Annotated in this window: 12 protein-coding genes; 6 read left to right on the forward strand and 6 right to left on the reverse strand. The window is 73.6% G+C overall.

Annotation, left to right across the window (positions count from 1 at the left end; genetic code table 11):
• Positions 1-19 precede the first annotated feature (19 nt).
• The 3 genes from ACGFIM_RS27735 to ACGFIM_RS27745 all read left to right on the forward strand — a co-directional run bounded on the left by ACGFIM_RS27735 (position 20) and on the right by ACGFIM_RS27745 (position 5,798).
• On the forward strand, positions 20-1,138 hold the full coding sequence (locus ACGFIM_RS27735; protein WP_393205502.1) for an exonuclease SbcCD subunit D: 1,119 nt from the start codon (positions 20-22) through the stop codon (positions 1,136-1,138).
• The gene (locus ACGFIM_RS27740) at positions 1,139-4,837 is read left to right on the forward strand and encodes an AAA family ATPase (RefSeq protein WP_393205505.1); all 3,699 of its coding nucleotides are present in this window, start codon (positions 1,139-1,141) and stop codon (positions 4,835-4,837) included. It begins immediately after the preceding gene.
• A gap of 76 nt (positions 4,838-4,913) precedes the next feature.
• The gene (locus ACGFIM_RS27745) at positions 4,914-5,798 is read left to right on the forward strand and encodes an NAD-dependent epimerase/dehydratase family protein (RefSeq protein ID WP_393205508.1); all 885 of its coding nucleotides are present in this window, start codon (positions 4,914-4,916) and stop codon (positions 5,796-5,798) included.
• A gap of 118 nt (positions 5,799-5,916) precedes the next feature.
• Here the strand turns inward: ACGFIM_RS27745 and ACGFIM_RS27750 are convergent, their stop codons facing one another.
• A complete protein-coding gene (locus ACGFIM_RS27750; RefSeq protein ID WP_393205511.1) occupies positions 5,917-6,549 on the reverse strand; it encodes an HAD family hydrolase in 633 nt (210 codons plus the stop codon).
• A gap of 108 nt (positions 6,550-6,657) precedes the next feature.
• Here ACGFIM_RS27750 and ACGFIM_RS27755 point away from each other — a divergent pair, with 108 nt between their 5' ends.
• Positions 6,658-7,944, forward strand: coding sequence for an MFS transporter (locus ACGFIM_RS27755; RefSeq protein ID WP_393205514.1), 1,287 nt, complete (start codon positions 6,658-6,660; stop codon positions 7,942-7,944).
• Positions 7,945-7,971: 27 nt separating this feature from the next.
• On the forward strand, positions 7,972-9,423 hold the full coding sequence (locus ACGFIM_RS27760; protein ID WP_393205517.1) for a citrate synthase: 1,452 nt from the start codon (positions 7,972-7,974) through the stop codon (positions 9,421-9,423).
• A 71-nt stretch (positions 9,424-9,494) separates the two neighbouring features.
• On the opposite strand, the gene ACGFIM_RS27765 is transcribed toward ACGFIM_RS27760, so the two are convergent.
• Genes ACGFIM_RS27765 through ACGFIM_RS27775 form a run of 3 tightly spaced genes read right to left on the reverse strand, consistent with a single transcriptional unit; the run spans position 9,495 to position 15,041 of the window.
• Positions 9,495-12,554, reverse strand: coding sequence for a chromosome partitioning protein ParA (locus ACGFIM_RS27765; protein ID WP_393205520.1), 3,060 nt, complete (start codon positions 12,552-12,554; stop codon positions 9,495-9,497).
• Positions 12,555-12,610: 56 nt separating this feature from the next.
• The gene (locus ACGFIM_RS27770; protein ID WP_364067625.1) at positions 12,611-13,846 is read right to left on the reverse strand and encodes a hypothetical protein; all 1,236 of its coding nucleotides are present in this window, start codon (positions 13,844-13,846) and stop codon (positions 12,611-12,613) included.
• Positions 13,839-15,041 carry a hypothetical protein gene (locus ACGFIM_RS27775; protein ID WP_364067627.1) on the reverse strand — a complete coding sequence of 401 codons (1,203 nt, stop codon included), beginning with the start codon at positions 15,039-15,041 and terminating at the stop codon, positions 13,839-13,841. Before ACGFIM_RS27775 ends, ACGFIM_RS27770 begins: the two co-directional genes overlap by 8 nt.
• Positions 15,042-15,291: 250 nt before the next feature.
• Between ACGFIM_RS27775 and ACGFIM_RS27780 the strand changes: the two genes are divergently transcribed.
• Positions 15,292-16,395, forward strand: a complete 1,104-nt coding sequence (locus ACGFIM_RS27780; RefSeq protein ID WP_393205524.1) for an AAA family ATPase — start codon at positions 15,292-15,294, stop codon at positions 16,393-16,395.
• A 498-nt stretch (positions 16,396-16,893) separates the two neighbouring features.
• Here ACGFIM_RS27780 and corA read toward each other — a convergent pair whose 3' ends face one another.
• Both corA and ACGFIM_RS27790 read right to left on the reverse strand, forming a co-directional pair.
• On the reverse strand, positions 16,894-17,934 hold the full coding sequence (corA, locus tag ACGFIM_RS27785; protein WP_393205527.1) for a magnesium/cobalt transporter CorA: 1,041 nt from the start codon (positions 17,932-17,934) through the stop codon (positions 16,894-16,896).
• A gap of 102 nt (positions 17,935-18,036) precedes the next feature.
• A complete protein-coding gene (locus ACGFIM_RS27790; protein WP_364067633.1) occupies positions 18,037-18,513 on the reverse strand; it encodes a nuclear transport factor 2 family protein in 477 nt (158 codons plus the stop codon).
• Positions 18,514-18,516: the final 3 nt, after the last annotated feature.

Consider the following 18,516-nt stretch of genomic DNA (forward strand, 5'->3'; position numbering starts at 1 on the left):
CCTGTTAGCTTCCTGCGACATGCGGATCCTGCACACCTCCGACTGGCATCTCGGGCGCTCCTTTCACCGCGAGAGCCTGCTCGCCGGGCAGGCCGCGTTCATCGATCACCTGGTCGAGACCGTGCGATCCGAGCGGGTCGACGTGGTGGCGGTGGCCGGCGACGTCTACGACAGGGCGCTGCCGCCCGTCGACGCCGTCGCCCTGCTCGACGACGCGCTCGCCAGGCTGCGCGGAGCGGGCGCCCGCGTGGTGCTGATCAGCGGCAACCACGACTCGGCGCTGCGGCTGCGGTTCGGCTCGCAGCTGTTCGAGGCGGCGGGCGTCCACGTCCGTACCTCGCCCGACCAGTCGTGGGAGCCCGTCGTGGTGGACGGCGTCGCCTTCTACGGCATTCCCTACCTGGAGCCGGAGCTCGTACGCGCCCAGTGGGAGCTGCCCGACCGCAGCCACACCGCCGCCATCACCCATGCCATGGACCGCATCAGGGCCGACGCCGCCCGCCACCGCGCCAGCGTGGTGCTGTCGCACTGCTTCGTCACCGGCGGGCAGGCCAGCGACAGCGAGCGCGACATCAGCGTCGGCGGGGTCGCCCACGTGCCGCTGAGCGCGTTCGACGGGGTCGGCTACGTCGCGCTCGGCCACCTGCACGGCCGCCAGCGCATGTCCGAGACCGTCCGCTACTCCGGCTCGCCGATCGCCTACTCCTTCTCCGAGGCCGGCCATGTCAAGGGCTCGTGGCTGGTCACGATGGGGGAGAAGGTGGAGGAGGTCGACTTCGTGCCCGCGCCCGTGCCCCGCCCCGTCGGCCGGCTGCGCGGCGACATCGACGACCTGCTCACCGACCCCCGCTACGCCGCCTACGAGGACCACTGGCTGCAGATCGTCCTCACCGACCCCGTGCGTCCCAAGTCCGCGATGGACCGCCTGCGCGCCCGCTTCCCCCACACGCTCGCCCTCTCCTTCGAGCCGGTCGGAGCCGTCGCCACCGCCGAGCCCGTACGCGTCACCGGGCGGCCCGAGGCGGAGGTCGCGCTCGACTTCGTCAAGGAGGTGCGCGGCGAGCCTGCCGCGCCCGAAGAGGAGGAGCTGCTAAGACAGGCCATCGAGGCGTCCAGGGTGAAGGAGACGATGGCGTAGATGCGCCCCCACAGGCTCACGCTGACGGCGTTCGGCTCCTTCCCCGGCACCGAGACCGTCGACTTCGACGCGCTGGCCGAAGCCGGGCTCTTCCTCGTCCACGGCCCCACGGGGGCGGGCAAGACCACCATCCTCGACGCGCTCTGCTTCGCCCTCTACGGCCAGGTGCCCGGCCAGCGCAACAGCGCCCGCAGCCTGCGCTGCGACCACGCCCCGCCCGGCACCGGGCCGTCCGTCACCCTCGAGGTGTCCATCAGGGGGCGTTTACTGCGCATCCAGCGTTCGCCAGCCTGGCAGCGGCCCAAGCTGCGCGGCACGGGCTTCACCGAGGAGAAGGCCAAGGTGGTCGTCTCGGAGCGGCAGGGCTCCGGCTGGCACGGCCTCACCACCCGCCTCGACGAGGCCGGCGACCTCATCGGCGGGCTGCTCGGCATGAACGCCGACCAGTTCTGCCAGGTCGCCATGCTGCCCCAGGGCGACTTCGCCCGCTTCCTGCGCGCCGGCGGCGACGAGCGCGCCAAGCTGCTCGAACGCCTCTTCAGCGTCAAGGTGTTCACCGCGGCCGAGTCCTGGCTCGCCGAGCACCGCAAGCAGGCCTGGCGCGAGGCCCAGGAGCTGCGGCAGGAGGTCGACTTCGCGGTCAAGCGCGTCGAGGAGGCCGCCGGCCCCGACCTCCTCGCCCGGCTCACCTCTTCCGCGCCGGTGAGCGCCCCCGGGGCCGACGCCCAAGGCACCTCGCCCTCCGCCGCAACCGCATCGGCGGGAGGCCGCGCAGGAGACGCCGCCGCCGACGGGGAGGTGCCGTCGCCGGAGGAGGAGCCGCTGCGGTGGGCGGGCGCGCTGCTCGACGCCGCGCGGGCCGTCGTGACGCGGGCGGAGGAGGAGCACGCCGCGGCCGGTGCCGCCCTGCGGACCGCGCGGACGCGCTTCGAGCAGGCCGCCGCCCTGGCCGAGCGCCAGCGCCGGTACGCCGAGGCGCTCACCCTGCGCCGCACCCTCGACGAGCGCGCCGACGAGCGCGCCGACCTGCAGGCCATCCTCGACGACGCCGCCAGAGCCGACCGCGTCGTCCCGCTCATCACGGCCGCCCGGCAACGCGCCGAGGCCGCCGCCAAGGCCCGCGCCCTGGCCGCCGACGCCATCGCCCGCGCCCGCCCCCTCCTGACCGCCGCCCCGCCCACCGGCACGCGCGAGGCCGCGTCGCCGTGGTCCGCAGGGGAGGCGCCTGCCGCGCAGAGCGCGGCCGGCCAGAGGCGGGTCGATGCGGATGCGCCGAGCGTCGGAGAGCTGGCGGCGCTGGAGCGGGCGCGAAAGGACGAGATCGCGCGGCTGCAGGAGCTGCTGACCGAGGAGGCCAGGCTCTCGGTGGTCAGGCGCGACCTGCTGAGGGTGGAAGACGAGCTGGCCGAGCTGTTGCGCGCCGACGAGCGGGTGAGCGCCCGGCTGGCGGAGCTGCCGGCGTTGATCGAGCGGGCCGAGGCGGGGCTGGCGGCGGCGCGGACGGACGCCGCGCGGATCCCCGCGGCCAAGGCCGCGCGCGACGCGGCCGCGCATCTCATCGAGATCGACCGCGAGCTGGCCGCCCTGGCGGAGGAGCTGGACGTCCTGGCGCAGCGGGAGGCCGAGGTGGCGGCGGCGGAGGCCGAGCTGCCGGGCAGGCTCGCCGAGGCGGAGGCCGCGCTGGACGACGTACGCGCGCAGGCCGCCGCGATCCCCGCCCAGACGGCGGCGCTGGAGGCGGCCAGGGCGGCGCTCGAGGCGACGCGCCGCAGGCAGGCGCTCGCCGCCGAGCTGGAGGAGGCGCGGGCCGTTCACCAGGAGCTCGTCGACCGGGCGCAGGCGGCCCGCGAGCGCTGGCTCGACCTGCGGCAGGCCCGCATCGACGGCATGGCGGCCGAGCTGGCGCGCGACCTCGCCGACGGGCGGCCGTGCGCGGTCTGCGGCTCCGAGCACCATCCCCAGCCCGCCAAGCCCGCGCCGAGCGCCCCGTCGGCCGACGACGAGCGCGAGGCCGAGGCCGCACACGACGCCGCGCTGAGCGAACGCGAGGCCGCCGAACGCGCCCTGGCCTCGCTGGAGTCCCGCCACGCCGACGCGGTCGCGGCCACCGGCGATCTCGACGTGGCCACCGCCGAGGAGCAGGTGCAGCAGGCCGAGCAGGAGCTGGCCCGCCTCCAGGCGGTCGCCGACCGCGAGCCCGCGCTGGCGCAGGCGCTGGAGCGGGTCGAGGCCGACCGCGAACGCGTCCGCGACCAGGCCCGCGAGATCGCCGAGGCGCTGGCCGCCACCCGGGCGCACCGGGCGCAGCGGGAGGCCGAGCGGGCCCGCGTACGCGCCCGGCTCGGCCTCGGCCCCGGCGCGGCGGCCGCGTCCGTGCGTGCCGAGCTCGGCCCCGGCGCGGACGCCGTGGCAGGGTCCGTGCCGGCCGAGTCCGTGCCGGCCGCGTCCGTGCTGGAGGAGGCCGGGCGGGAGCTGCGCAGGCTCCAGGAGTCGGCCGCCGCCGAGCCCCGGCTGGCGCGGGAGGTGGCCGGGCTCGGGCGCGAGCGCACCGAGCTGGAGGAGCAGCGCCGCCAGGTGGCGGCGCGCATCGCGGCCGCCCGTACCAGGCAGGAGGAGCTGAGCGGCGACGCCGGGCGGCTCACCGCGCGGCTCGACGCGGCCCGGGGCGGCGACGCCACGCTGACCGCCCGCCTGTCCCGGCTGAGCGACGAGGCCGAGCTGCTGCGCGAGGCGCTGGAGGCCACGCAGGCCGCGGTGTCCGCGCACGACGAGCTGGCCAGGGCGAAGCAGGCGGCCGAGGAGGCGGCGGCCGAGGCCGGGTTCGGCGACGTACGCGATGCGGAGGCCGCGTACCGGAGCCCGGCCGAGCGCGAGCACAAGGCGGAGCTGCTGCGCCGGCTCGACGACCAGCACGCGGCCGTCAGCGGCGTGCTGGAAGACCCCGAGCTGGTGGCCGCGGCGGCCGAGCCCGCGCCCGACCTCGCCGCCCTGCAGTCCGAGCGCGACGCGCTGGAGGAGACGTACACGCGGCTGGCGAGCGTGCGCGACAGGGCGGCGGCCAGGGCGCGGCGGCTGGCCGAGCTGCACGACGAGCTGGCCGCCCACCTCGAACGCTGGCGTCCCGCCGCCGACCGGCACCGCCTGGCCGAACGCATGGCCTCGCTGGCCAGCGGCACCTCCAGCGACAACCAGTGGAGCATGAGCCTGTCGTCGTTCGTGCTCGGCGAGCGGCTGCGGCAGGTCGTGGCCGCCGCCAACGAGCGGCTCGACCACATGTCCGGCGGCCGCTACCTGCTCAGGCACGACCTGGGCAAGACGGCCGGCTCCCGCACGCGCGCGGGCGGCGGCCTCGGCCTGCGGGTGGTGGACGGCTGGACCGGCGTCGACCGCGACCCGGCCACGCTGTCCGGCGGCGAGAGCTTCATCACCTCGCTGGCCCTGGCGCTCGGCCTCGCCGACGTCGTCACCGCCGAGGCGGGCGGCGCGGAGCTGGGCACGCTCTTTGTGGACGAGGGGTTCGGCACGCTCGACGAGGACACGCTCGACGGCGTGCTCGACATCCTCGACGGGCTGCGCGACGGCGGCCGCGCCGTGGGCATCGTCAGCCACGTGTCGGAGCTGCGCTCCCGGATCACGGCTCAGCTCAAGGTCATCAAGACCCGTACGGGCTCCACGCTGCGCGCCGTCGGCACCGGCTGACCCTCGCGGGGCCGGCCGCCGGGCCGGGTATAGGTTGTGGGCGAGATCGAGGGTTCCAGCTTGCGAGGAGCGGCTCATGCGCGTCGTCGTCACCGGAGCACACGGCAAGGTCGGCAGGGCCGCCGTCAAGGCCCTGCAGGAGGCGGGGCACGAGGTCACCGCCACCGACCTCACCCGCCCGGTCTGGGAGCGCCACGATCCCGGAGAGCCCCGCTACAAGCAGGCCGACCTGACCGACGCCGGGCAGGCGTTCGCCGTGACGCACGGGGCCGACGCCGTGGTGCACGCGGCGGCCATCCCCGATCCCACCATGAACGCGCCGCACGTGGTGTTCCAGAACAATCTGATGGCCACGTTCAACATGATCGAGGCGGCGGTACGGCTGGGCGTCAAGCGGTTCGTGAACATCTCCAGCGAGACCGTGCCCGGGTTCTTCTTCGCCGAGCGGCCGTTCCTGCCGGACTACGCGCCGGTGGACGAGGAGCACCCGATCCGGCCGCAGGACCCGTACGCGCTGTCGAAGTACTTCGGCGAGCAGCTCATGGACGCGGCGGTGCGCCGGTCGGACATCAGGTGCATCTCGCTGCGGCCGAGCTGGGTGCAGCACGAGGGCAACTACGAGCGCAACCTCGGGCCGGAGGTGCGCGGCGAGGCCGAGGTCGGGGCCGGGCTGTGCAGCTACACCGACGTGTACGACCTCGCCGACGCGATCGTGCTGGCCGTCGAGTCCGACCTGCCGGGGCACGAGGTGTTCTACATCGCCGCGCCCGACAACGCGGGCGGGCACGACTTCGCGGCCATGGTACGGCGGACCTACGGCGACAAGATCGAGCTGCGGCCGCTGTCCAGGGTCGACTCGTCGGGCATCTCGTGCGAGAAGGCGTACCGGATGCTCGGCTGGAGGCCCAAGCGGACGTGGCGCGACTACCTGGACGAGAACGGCCGCTCCCGCCAGAAGTGACGGCCGCGCGCGCGTAGCCGGCATTGCGCACGGCCGGCCTCGCTGTGCCGGCCTCAGGCACGGCCGGGCGCATCCGAGTCGGCATTGCGCACGGCCGGGCGCGCGTGTGGCGAGGTGGTCAGGTGAGCGCGCCGATCAGGTCCGGCAGCTCGGAGGGGTGGCGGAAGAGCGTCGCCCCCAGCTCTTCCAGGCGTGCGATCGGCGTGAGGCCGCCGGCGTAGGCGAAGCAGCGCATGCCCGCCCTGATCGCCGCCGTCACCCCGATGGGGCTGTCCTCGACCACCACGCACGCGTCCGGCTCGGCCCCCATCGTGGCGGCGGCGTGCAGGAACAGGTCGGGCGCGGGCTTGCCCGCGGCGACGTCCTCGACGCTGAAGATGCGCCCGTCGAAGTGGTGGGCCAGCCCGGCCAGCCGCAGGTTGCGGCGGATGGTGGGGTGGCGGGCGTTGGAGGCCACGCAGAACGGGATGGTGAGCCGTTCGAGCACGTCGGTGATGCCTTCGACGGCGCGCAGCTCGTTGTGGATGGCCGCGCGGTACTCCGCTCTGAACTGGTCGCGCCAGCCGGGCGGGGCGGACCCGATCTCCTGCTCCCAGGTGCCGCTGGTGGCGCCGACGAACTTCTCGATGTACTCGCTCTCGGTCATCGTCCGGCCCAGGCGGCGCAGGGCCGCCAGCCCGACGCGTACGGAGATGGACTCGCTGTCCACCAGGACGCCGTCACAGTCGAAGATCACCAACTCGACGGGCAAATGACCCCCTTTCTACGCGAATGTTCTGTATGTGAAACCTAACATTGCGCAGGTGATAGCGTCCTCGTATCGCTTCACAAGACGAACGTCCGTATAGTGAGACACCCTATGAAGGTTTCCCCTCAGACCGGCGCCCCCAGCCGGTCGAGGATCGCGGCGGCCAGCCTCATCGGCACCGCGATCGAGTTCTACGACTTCTACATCTACGGCACCGCCGCCGCCCTGGTGCTCAACACCGCGTTCTTCCCCGACATGGACGACATGGCGGGCGACCTGGCCGCGTTCTCCACGTTCGCCGTGGCCTTCATCTCCCGCCCGCTCGGCTCCGCGCTCTTCGGGCACTGGGGCGACCGCATCGGCCGCAAGTCCATGCTCGTCGTCTCGCTGCTGGTGATGGGCCTGTCCACGGTCCTGATCGGCCTGCTGCCCGGCTACGCCGCCCTCGGCGTGATCGCGCCCTTCCTGCTCGTGCTGCTGCGCTTCACCCAGGGCATCGGGCTCGGCGGCGAGTGGGGCGGCGCGGCGCTGCTGGCCACCGAGCACGCCCCGCCCGGCAAGCGCGGCCTGTACGCGATGTTCCCGCAGCTCGGCCCGTCGGCCGGGTTCATCGTCGCCAACGGGATGTTCCTGATCCTCGGCGAGGTGCTGAGCGACGGGCAGTTCGACAGCTGGGGATGGCGGCTGCCGTTCGTGGCCAGCCTGCTGCTGGTGATCGTCGGCCTGTACGTCCGGCTCAAGATCTCCGAGACGCCCGTCTTCCAGGCCGCCATGGACCAGCACCGCATCGCGCGGGTGCCGTTCGCCGGCCTGATGAAGCACCAGTGGCGGCGCGTGCTGCTCGGCGCCGGCGCCATGACCATCGCGTACACGCTCTTCTACACCGCCACCACCTACTGCCTGGCGTACGGCACCGACACCCTCAAGATCCCCAAGACCACGATGCTCGCGCTGTCGATGGTCGGCGTGGTGTTCATGGCGGCCGGCACCGTCGCCTCGGCCATGGTGTCCGACCGGCTCGGCCGCCGCCGCACGCTGATCACCGGCACGATCGGCGCCGTCGTGTGGGGGCTGGTGATGTTCCCGCTGATGGAGACCCGCAACACGTTCCTCGTCGGGCTGGCGCTCGCGGGCGCGCTCGCGCTCATGGGGCTGGTCTTCGGGCCGATGGGGGCGTTCCTGCCCGAGCTGTTCAAGACCGAGTACCGCTACAGCGGCTCGTCCGTCGCCTACAGCCTCGGCGGCGTGCTCGGCGGCGCGGTGCCGCCGCTGGTCGCCACCAGCTTGCAGGCGAGCGGCCTCGGCGTCATGGGGATCGGCGGTTACGTCTCCGCGATGGCGATCCTGAGCCTGCTCTGCCTGCTCGCACTCCCGGAGACCGGCGACCGTACCCTGTGAGGTGTCGTCGACGGAGGGTTTCGCCGGGTGGAGTGGATCGACGCGGCCACGGCGGCCGAGCGGCTCGGGATCAAGCCGGCCACGCTGTACGCGTACGTGAGCCGTGGCGTCGTGCAGCGCCGGCACAGCGAGGACGGCCGGCGCAGCCTCTTCTCCGCCGAAGAGATCGAGCGTCTCGCCCGCCGCGGCCGTCCGCGCGCCCAGCCGCCGGAGCTCGTCATCGAGTCCGCCGTCACCTCGCTCGGCGTGGACCGGCCCTACTACCGGGGTGCGGACGCGCTCGCGCTGGCGCGCACGGCGGCGTTCGAGACCGTCGCCGAGTGGCTGTGGACCGGCGACCCCGGCGTGTGGCGGCGGCCCGCGCCGGGCGAGCGGCGGCTCACACCGGACGGCCGGAGGTCCGAGCCCGGCGAGGGGCTGGAAGCCGCGCCGGGCGGGTGGCGCTTCGAGCCCGGCGAGGGGCCGGGAGCCGCGCCGGGCGGACGGCGCTTCGAGCCCGGCGAGGAGCCGGGGGCCGCGCCGGGCGGGTGGCGCTTCGAGCCCGAGGACGGGCTGCGGGCCGCCGTCGCCGCCCAGCGCGGCCTGCCCGGCGACCTCATGCCGCTCGACCGCCTCCAGGTCGTCGTCACCGTGCTCGGCGCGTCCGACTCGCTGCGCTACCAGCTCGACCCCGGCTCGGTCACCGCCACCGCCCGCCGCCTCATCGCGGGCCTGGTGGACGCGCTGCCCCCGCTCGGCGAGCCGCAGGGCGACACGATCGCCGAACGCCTGTGGTCCCGCCTCTGCCCGCACCCCGCCACGCCCGGCCTGCTCGGCGCGCTCAGGGCCGCGCTGGTGCTGCTCGCCGACCACGAACTCGCCGCCTCCACCCTCGCCGCCCGGGTGGCCGCCTCCGCCAAGGCCGACCCGTACGCCGTCGTCCTCACCGGGCTCGGCGTGCTGGGCGGGCCGCTGCACGGAGGGGCCTCGTACGCCGCGGAACGCCTCCTCGACGAGATCGGCCACCCCGGCGAGGCGCCCCGCGTCATCGGCGAGCGCGTACGGCGCGGCGAGCGCATCCCCGGCTTCGGCCACAGCGTCTACAAGAACGGCGACGCCCGCGGCGCCCTCCTCCTCGACCTGATCAGGAAGGCCGTCGCGGCAACCGGCACCCGCACCGCACCCGGTCCGCCGGCCGAGCACGCGCGTCGGGGCGAGCCCGCGCGCCCTGGGGATCCGGGAGAGGCCGTGCTCCGGCCGGATCGGATCGAGGTCGTGGACGCCGTGCTGGCCGAGATGCGGCGGCGCCGCCTGCCCCACCCCAACGTGGACCTCGCCCTCGCCACCCTCGTCACGGTCAGCGGCATGACGCGCGGCGCGGGCGAGGCCGTCTTCGCGGTGGCCAGGGCGGCGGGCTGGCTGGCGCACGCGATGGAGGAGTACCGCCGCGGCTCCCTCCTCCGCCTCCGCGCCTCCTACACCGGCCCGCCACCGAAGTGACCACGAAGGCCCGGACGCCACCGCCGCCCCCGCGCGGCCCGTCTCCGGCGCCCCGCCCTGCGCGCGTGGGCTCACGCCGTGACCGCGGGGGTGCCGCGCTCCACGTACGCCGCCAGCGCCCGGACCCGCTCCGCGTGCTGGTCGTGCCCCACGATGACGGGCGGCTCGTTGTACGGCATCGCATCCGACGACCGCCGCAGCTTGATGTACTGACCGCACGCGTCGATCGCGTACGGCTCCATGTCGTCCTGGAGCGCCCCGATCACCGTGATCCCGTACGTCTCGCCGATCCGCCGGAACAGCGCCACCGCCTCCCGCCGGTGCTCCTTGCCGAGGTTGCGCCCGAGCTCGTCGAGCACCAGGCACAGGTGGCCGCCCCCGGACGAGGCGATGGCCGCCGCGCACACCAGCTTGACGGCCTTCTCGTCCATGAGCGCGGTGTTGGCCCGCCGGTTGTACGGCACGAACGCCTGCCCCTCGCCCCGCCGCCACTTGGGCGTGACCCGCCACTGCCAGCGCTGCTCGGGGTCGGCGGGCGCGGGCGGGACGGGGAACTCCAGCGTCGCGCCGTAACCGCCGTAGGAGGTGTCGAGCTTGTCGAACTCCTCGGCCACCCGCGCCAGCCGCGCCTTGATCGCGGCGGTCAGCGCGGCGCGGTGCACGGCCGTGGACTGGGCGGCCTCCTCCGCGCCTCTGGCCGCCGCGGCCAGGTCGCGCTGCCGGGAGACGAGCTGGGCCTCGATCTGGCGGCGCTGGTGGCGTTCGTACTCCTCCTGGCCGCGCAGATAGGACGACAGCGACCCGCAGACCGCCGCGAACGTCGCCTGCTCCCGCGCCGTGCTGCCCTCCCGCTCGCTCAGCAGGAAACGCAGCTCCTCGGGCAGCTCGGCGTCCTCGTCGGGGAACGTGTCGCGCAGCGCCTGGTCGAGGTGGCGCTCGGCGATCCGCCACCACTCGTCGGCGGTGCGCGTGCGCTCCTCCTCGGGCAGCGCGTCCAGCCACTCGCGGGCGGCGTCGATGGTGCCGCCCCAGTCTTCGGCGAGCGCGTCGAGCTTGAGCGCCTCGCGTTCGGCGGTGACCTTGGCCTCCTGCTCGCGTGCCTGTGCGCGCTCGCTCTCGTGCCGCTGCCTGCGCCCCTCCAGCCGCTCGATCTCCATGTCGCGGGTACGGGCGCGGAAGTCGAGCGCGGCGGCCTGGCGTTCGGCCTCGGCGACCTTGGGGGCCAGCTCTTCGATGGCGGCGTTCAGCTCGGCCAGCTTGGCCCGCCGCTCGCCCAGCTTGACCTCCAGCTCGGCCAGCCGCACCCCGGCCCGCGCGCCTTCGAGCCGCCGCTGCGCCTCGGCGACCGCCTCCTCCGCGTCGCGCACGGCCTGGGCCGCGCTCTCCTGGACGTCCTTGGCGCGGTTGAGCCGCTGCTCGGCGGCCTTGATGCGGGCCTCACGCCCGGTCGCCACCCCCTCGAACGTCCCGACCACGCTCACCCCGGCCGCGCTCACCAGCACCGAGCCCGGCAGGCCGGACAGGGCTTCGGCGGCCGCGCCGAGCTGGGCGGCGTCCACGATCACGGCGTGCTCGTGCGGCCATCCGCGCAGGCCGCCTGAGGTGGCGGTGTCGCGGGCCTGCTCGGCCACGTCGAGCGCGTCGAGCAGCCCGGTCGCGCCGACCCCCGCCGCCGCCAGCGCGTTGAGCTGGGCCGCCGCCGGGCCGCCCTCGGCGTCGTCGAGCGCCGCCTGCGCCGAGGCCACCTCCTGGTCGGCTACGCCGAGGGCCTTCAGTGCCTCGTTGAGCCGCAGCCGCGCCTCGCCGAGCTCGCGTTCGGCCGCCGGCACGTCGCGCCCGTCGGCGAAGCGGCGGGTCTCCTCCAGCGCGGGGATGAGCCCGCGCAGCTCGTCGGCGGAGTTCTCGGTCACGGCGCGGTCGGCGTCGAGCTTGCTCGCCCGCGCCTGCAGCGCCGCCAGCTCCTTGCGAGCCTGCGACACCTGCCGGTCCAGCGTGTCCTCACGCAGGGTCGCGATCTCCGCCTTGACCAGGGCGACGGCCTCCGCCGCCGCCTCGGCCGCCGCGCGGTGGCGTTCGAGGTCGGCCGCCAGCGCCTCGTCCTTGGCGGCGGCGTCGGCCAGCCTGCGCGCCTGCCGGCCGCGCCAGCACCGCTGCGCGTCGGCCAGCCGGATGCGCGCCTGGTCGCGCCGGTCGAACGTGCTCAGCAGCGCCTTCGACTCCGACTCGAACTCGGCCAGCCGGTCGGCCGCCTGCGCCGCCCGCACCCGCTTGGCGTGCTCGTCGCGGCGGGCCTCGCGCTCCTGCTCCAGCTCGGCGTCCAGGCCGGTCAGCGCGGCGATGGCCTCGAAGACCCGCTCGGGCGAGATCTCGTTGAGCGGCTGGGAGAGCAGGTTGGTGGCGACCTTGCTGCGTACGGACGTGGACAGGAACGACACGCACCTGACCTTGTCGCCGTACAGGACCTTGGTGAGGTCGCGGGCCACGACGTCGCGCCGGCCCGCGGAGCGCGGCAGCGACGCCCAGATCTCGTCGGCCCGCGCCACCCGCTCGGCCTCCGACGGCGACGCCGCGAGGTGGATCCCCTCCCGCCAGCGGATCTCCAGGTGGGGCGCCTCCTGGTTGACCCGCAGCCACACGGTCAGCGCGCCGCCCGAGGTGTCGGGCACGTCGAACAGCTCGCCGTCGGAGGGCTCCCCGCCGAACAGCTCCCCGCCGGACGTCTCCGCGCCGGACGGCTCCCCGCCGGACGGGCCAACGCCGGGCGCCGCCTCCAGGGACGCGGCGGCGGGCGGGGCGAACCCGTCCATCCCGGGCGGCGCGAAGACCCCCACGATGTAGCCGTGGTCGGCGCTCGCCCACTGGCGCGACCCCGCGCCGCTGGCCAGCTCCGCGTTGAACAGCAGCTCCGACACCGCCTTCGCACCCGAGGCGAACCGCCACTGCTCGTCGCCCAGCAGCGCCGTGATCGAGGCGATGAACGACGACTTGCCCGCGCCGTTGGAGTCCTTGGGCCCCGCACCGGCCACCACGATCAGCGTGCCGGGAACGGTGGGCACCGGATGGGTCGACAACCGCGAGATGTTGACCGCCTGCACGGCGATCAGCACGCGGTCCCCGACGACGTTCTCCACCTGCGACACCTAAACCCCCGTAACCCTTCCATCCCTCATCAACGCTGACATGTGACTCATTTGGCAGATCTTCGGGCGAGCACCGCCGCCGCGAGCGGCGTGTTCGGCCCGGCCGCCAGGATCAGCTCCTCCTGCAGCCGCCGCCGCGCCGCCGGAGTGAGCCGGTGGAACTGCGGCCCGGGCACGTAGCCGCCCGCCTCCTCGCCCGCCTTCACCTGGCTGATCAGCCCCGCGTGCCGCAGCACGCGCAGCGCCGACTCCAGCTCGCCGATCGGCAGCTGGGTGTGGCGGCGCAGCTCGTCGGCCGGTGTGGGGTGCGGCGAGAGCCAGGAGTCCTCGGGCAGCAGGCCCTCGGCGCGCGGGATGGCGACCGAGTGCACGAGGATGAGCGTCAGCACCGCGCGCTCGCTCACCCCCAGCCGGGCCGGGCCATCGGCGGCGACGCGGGCGGCGACGGCGTCGTCGTAGCCGGAGATCCAGCGGTCGCGGTGCTGGATCAGCGTACGGCCGCGCCTGGCCAGCATCTCGGCCAGCGTGTGGCGCAGCGCCGGGTCGCGCAGGGCGGCGAAGCGCACCTCCTGCACCGGCTCGGCCGCGTGCTCGACCACCATGAACGCCGCCACCAGCTCGGCCCTGCGCCGCTCGTCGTAGCCGCTCAGCAGGTCGTCGAACTCGGCCATGGCCGGCTCCGCCCTGCCGCCCGCCTCGCCGCCGACGGCGCTCTGCCCGGCGGCCACCAGGTCGTCGTCGGGCACCACGGTCAGCTCGGGACGCGCGGGCTCGGGCAGCCGGCGTACGAGCTCTTGAAGCTGCGCGTGCGACTCGGGCGGCCACAGGGCGCAGCGCGGGCCCAGCGTCACCACGCCGTCGTCCAGCACCACCCACGCGGAGTCGTGCAGCCGCCGCAGCGCGCCCACCGCCCAGTTGCGCATCAGGTCGTCGGTACGGCCGATCAGCTCGCGATAGGTGTCGAGCACCACGTCGACGGGGGCGGGCCGGCCCGGCCACGGGCCGGCCGACAGGTCCTGCCAGCAGCACTTGAGCACCGCCGCCAGCACCCGCCGCGTCTCGCCGGAGCGCTCCACCGGCACCGGCGCCACCTGATGCTCGTCGAGCAGCGACGGCGTCACACCGTCAGGCCACACCGGCAGCGCTTCGCCGGTGGAGTCGGCCCTGGTCAGGCGCATCATGCCGGGCGGCGCGGGCTCGGCGGCGCCGAGCTTGACGGGACCGCCCGAGCGGGCGCGGGCGTGGGCGAGAGCCGCGGGCTCCGGCACGGGACGTTCAGCCATGGACGCGCTCCAGGTAACCCTCGGACAGCCAGGTGGGCTCGCGGTCGGGATCGATGGCGAGCCCGTCGGACCAGACCAGGCGGTAGGGAAGCTCGGGCCGCAGATCGACGGTGGTCAGGTCGGCCAGCACACGCCGCGCCGCCGCCCAGTCGGAGCCCAGCGCGTCGCGCAGCGCCACCCGGTCGGCATCGCCGAGCAGCGACTCCGCCGTCTGCCGCAGCCGCTCGAGCGCGGCGTCCTGCGAGGTGTCCAGCTCGGACTCGGGACCCGGATCGGGCAGGTTGGAACGCGGGGGAGTGGGCTGCGCGGGCGCGGGACGCGGCGCCTCGTCGACCGCGCGGGCGATCGCCGCGGGATCGTGCCAAGGCGCGGGCGCGTCGAACACGAACCCGTCGAGCACCGCCGCCAGCCGCTCCTTCGACGCGGTCTGCGCGAACGTGCGCCACGTCTCGGTCGGCAGCAGCGTGAGATTACGGGTGGTGCCCGCCGAGTCGGCCAGCCGGCCGGCCGCCCGCCGTGAGGCGTCGCTGTAGGCGTAGATGGCCGCGCGCAGGTCGGTGCAGACCCGGTCGAGCTCGGGCCAGCGGGTCAGGATCGTGGCGTGCAGGCCCTGCGCCCGCTGGGCGATCTCCTCGGTGCCCCACAGCTTGGGCGCCTGCTCGCGCAGCTCCTCGATGGTGCCGTGGGTGAGCGTGATCAGCTCGAGCGCCCACAGCCGGAACGCCCGCGCCAGGTTGAGCGCGCTCTGCCTGGCCTCCTCCATCGTGGTGCGCGGATCGGCGACGTTGAGGTCCTCGAGCGCGAGCAGCCGGTGCATCTCCGACTGGCCGCCGTCGTCCATCATCCGCCTGATGAACATCAGCCCCACCACGCTCGTGAACGACGCGCGGTAGCGGAGCTGGTTGGGCTTGGGGAACACCTCGCGGATCGCGCCCAGCCCCTTGAGCACCCGCAGCCGGTTGTCGAACTGGTCGGTGGGGTAGGCCCGGCAGGCGAAGCGCATCTGCTCGTGCGTCAGCCACTCCTCGCCCGCCTCGGCGAACGCCGCGAACAACGTCTCGGCGATGTCGACCATGGCCGGATCGTCGACCACCGCCCCGCTGTCGCGGGCCAGCGCGGCGAACATGCGGCGGTAGGTCGACAGGACCGCCTCGTCGGTCAGCACGGAGTCGAGGGTCAGGGGCTGTTCGGACACGGGCACTAAGGTACGGCTTCGGACCGACACTCCATGCACGCCCGCACCGCCGATCCCATCGCTACCAGCCGGTACGTCCACGCGAGTGATCGGTGAGCGCTAGGGTGATGCACGGTAATACGGGGGCAACGGTGCGCAGTCGTACATGTCGGGGGTGCGGGACTTTGTCCAACTCGCAGCGTGGCGCGACCGCCGGAGCCTCCCCCGGAGGGGCCGCTCTCCGAGGACGCCGGCTGAGAAGGGGACTCAGTTGACCCAGTACCACTACCAGGACCACGCCGAGCAGGCCGCCTACCGCTACCCGGACCCTGCCGAGCAGGCCGCGGCGCCGTACCAGCACCAGCAACCGGCCGTACACTCCCAGCACACCGGGCCGTACGACGCCTCCGCCCAGCAGCAGAGCGCGCAGCTCGCCGGCCAGTTCGCCCAGCGCTTCCACCTGCTCGCGAACAACATCGAACGCGTCATCAGGGGCAAGCACGAAGCCATCGAGCTGGCCCTCATCTGCCTGTTCGCCGAGGGGCACCTGCTGGTCGAGGACGTCCCCGGCACCGGCAAGACCACGCTCGCCCGCTCGCTCGCCGCCAGCGTGGACGCCGAATGGCGGCGCATCCAGTTCACGCCCGACCTGCTGCCCAGCGACATCACCGGCGTGTCGATCTTCAACCAGGCGCAGCAGACGTTCGAGTTCCACCACGGGCCCGTCTTCGCCAACATCGTGCTCGCCGACGAGATCAACCGCGCCTCGCCGAAGACCCAGGCCGCGCTGCTGGAGGTCATGGAGGAGCGCCGGGTCACCGTCGACGCCCAGTCCCACCCGGTGCCCAGGCCGTTCCTCGTCGTCGCCACGCAGAACCCCGTCGACATGGACGGCACGTACCCGCTGCCCGAGGCCCAGCTCGACCGGTTCCTGATGAAGATCTCCGTCGGCTACCCCGACCACGCGTCGGAGGTCGAGGTGCTCAAGGGCATGCCCACCGGGCCGCAGGTGGACCGGCTGCCCGTGGTGGCGCGCTCGTCCGACGTGGCCGGGATGATCGACTTCGCCTCCCGCATCCACGTCGCCGACCCCGTCTACGACTACATCGTCTCGCTGTGCGCGGCCACCCGTACCAGCCCGCACGTCCGCCTCGGCGCGAGCCCGCGCGGCAGTCTCGCCCTGCTGCGCGCCGCCCGCGTCAAGGCCGCCGCCGCGGGGCGGCACTACGTGGTGCCCGAGGACGTCAAGGCGCTCGCCGTACCCGTGCTGGCGCACCGCCTCATCCTCACCCCCGAGGCCGAGCTCCGCGACATCACCCCCGCCGCCGCACTCACCGAACTCCTCACCGCCATGCCGGTCCCCCAGGCGGCCTGAGCTCTGGCCAGGGCCCTCGGGGGAGTCGAGGAGCAACGGCTTCGACCGCCGGAAGAACTCGACCGCATCCGCCACCGCATCCCGCCCCGGCGCACCCGGCGACGTAGGGGTCGTTCTCGTGGTGTTCGAGGGCGGCGGCGGTCTCGGGGGTCAGGGCGCGGGCGAAGAGGTCCTTGACGGCGCGGTCCCAGGAGCGAAGGTCGGCGGTCGGCCGGTCGCCGGCGGCCCTTTGAGCGCGCCCGCCTCGACCAGGCGGGCGAGCGCGATCACGTCGTCCTGGTGGTGGTCGCGCAGCCGTTCGATGTGCCGCCGGGCGGTGTCGATGTGTTCCTGCGGTGTTCCTGCGGTGTTCCTGCGTCGCCATTCCTCGCCTGGTGTGAACGCTCGTAGGGGACGGCGGGGCAGAAAGGCGTCGTAAACGCAGGTGGGAGCGGGCCGTGGTGGAAAAGCGGAAAGCCGTCCGAGGGGGCGTGACAGGTTTCGTGAAATATCCGGAAATCAGAGCCAGTCTCGGCGCTTGAAGACCATGTACAGCACCAGGCACACCACGCCCATGAGCACGATCGCGAACGGATACCCGAACACCCAGTGCGTTTCCGGCATGAAATCGAAATTCATCCCGTAAATGGTCCCGACCAGCGTCGGCGCGAACAGGATGGCCGCCCAGGCGGAGATCTTCTTGACCTCCTCGCCCTGCTGGATGCTGGCCTCCGTCATGCGCGCCATCTCGGCGTTCTGCGCCTGGGTGACCAGCGTGGAGTTGACGACGAGGATGTTCTGCAGCATCTGGCGGAAGGACGAGATGCGCTCGGTCACGGTGATCGCGTGGTCGGCGACGTCGCGCAGGTAGCTCTGCAGCTCGTCGGTGACGCCGTACTTGCGGGCGCCGGCGATGAACCCGTGGATCATGCCGACCAGCGGCGCGGTGGCCCGCTGGAACTCGATGACCTCGCCGGACAGCTCGTAGACGCGCCGCGACACCGACGGGTCGCCGCTGAAGACCTGGACCTCGATCTCCTCGATGTCCTTCTGCAGCCCGGCCACGACCGGCGCGTACCCGTCCACGACGGCGTCGAGTATCGCGTACAGGACGGCCTGGGGGCCCTGGCGCAGCAGGTCGGGGTCCGACTCCATGCGCTTGCGCACGCTCTGCAGGTCGGGCGCCTCGGCGTGGCGCACGGTGATCACGAAGTTGGGGCCGACGAAGACGTGCAGCTCGCCGAACGCGACCTCCTCCACGTCGTCGAGGTAGCGGGCGGCGCGCAGCACGACGAAGAGGGTGTCGCCGTAGCGGTCGGCCTTAGGCCGCTGGGAGCCGACGATGGCGTCCTCAAGGGCCAGCTCGTGCAGCTCGAACTCCTCGCCGAGCTTGACCAGCTCCCACTCCTTGGGCCGGTACAGCCCGATCCACGCCATGGCGTCGGGCATCTGCTTGAGGCGTTCGAAGGCGTCGGCGAGCGAGCCGGGGTTGTCGACCCGCTCGCCGTCGCGGTAGATGGCGTTGTCAATGACGGTGGGCCGGTAGGGAGGCTCCTCCACGGCGCGCGGGTCCATCGAGTGTTCCGGCGCTTCCTCGCGGGGTTCTCCGCCGCGCCTGAGACCCTTCACCCTGGCCATGGGCAACCTCCCAACGGAAACGATCTAGGACGAGCTCATCAGCTCGTTGAGCTGCTGTGTCGCACGGTCTCTGATGGTCTTGCGCCACATGGGCGTCCAGCCGAACACCAGCCCGTGCGGCCGGCCCAGAGCCATCTTCGACCAGCGTTTGAAGTCGAAGTCGTCACGATGACGGACGATCAGGTCGTCTTCGAACCTGAACAGCGCGTCGATCTCGTTGACGACCTGGCGGCCCGTGCTGGAGAAGGTGTAGCGGGCCGTCCAGTGGGCGGTGCCGGTGAAGTCGTCGGCTGTCACGTCACGATATTCGGACTTCAGCCCGTCGCGCACGCCGAGCTGCAGCCGCCACATCCTCATCACCCGGTCGCGCCCCTCGACCTCCTGGAAGATGGGATCGCTGAAACTGACTTCGGGGTGGTAACAGCGCTCCATGGCCGCGAAGTCCGCGCGGCCGAGAGCGTCGTAGAAAGCGCTGATGAGCGCCACGTGCCGATCGTTCACCCT

The organism is Nonomuraea sp. NPDC049309, assembly GCF_043196965.1.
Lineage (GTDB): Bacteria > Actinomycetota > Actinomycetes > Streptosporangiales > Streptosporangiaceae > Nonomuraea > Nonomuraea fastidiosa.

Coding starts and splice junctions, on each gene's coding strand:
- ACGFIM_RS27770 (WP_364067625.1), bottom strand. CDS start 13,846: ATGGCTGAACGTCCCGTGCCGGAGCCCGCGGCTCTCGCCCACGCCCGC.
- ACGFIM_RS27755 (WP_393205514.1), top strand. CDS start 6,658: ATGAAGGTTTCCCCTCAGACCGGCGCCCCCAGCCGGTCGAGGATCGCG.
- ACGFIM_RS27745 (WP_393205508.1), top strand. CDS start 4,914: ATGCGCGTCGTCGTCACCGGAGCACACGGCAAGGTCGGCAGGGCCGCC.
- ACGFIM_RS27735 (WP_393205502.1), top strand. CDS start 20: ATGCGGATCCTGCACACCTCCGACTGGCATCTCGGGCGCTCCTTTCAC.
- ACGFIM_RS27740 (WP_393205505.1), top strand. CDS start 1,139: ATGCGCCCCCACAGGCTCACGCTGACGGCGTTCGGCTCCTTCCCCGGC.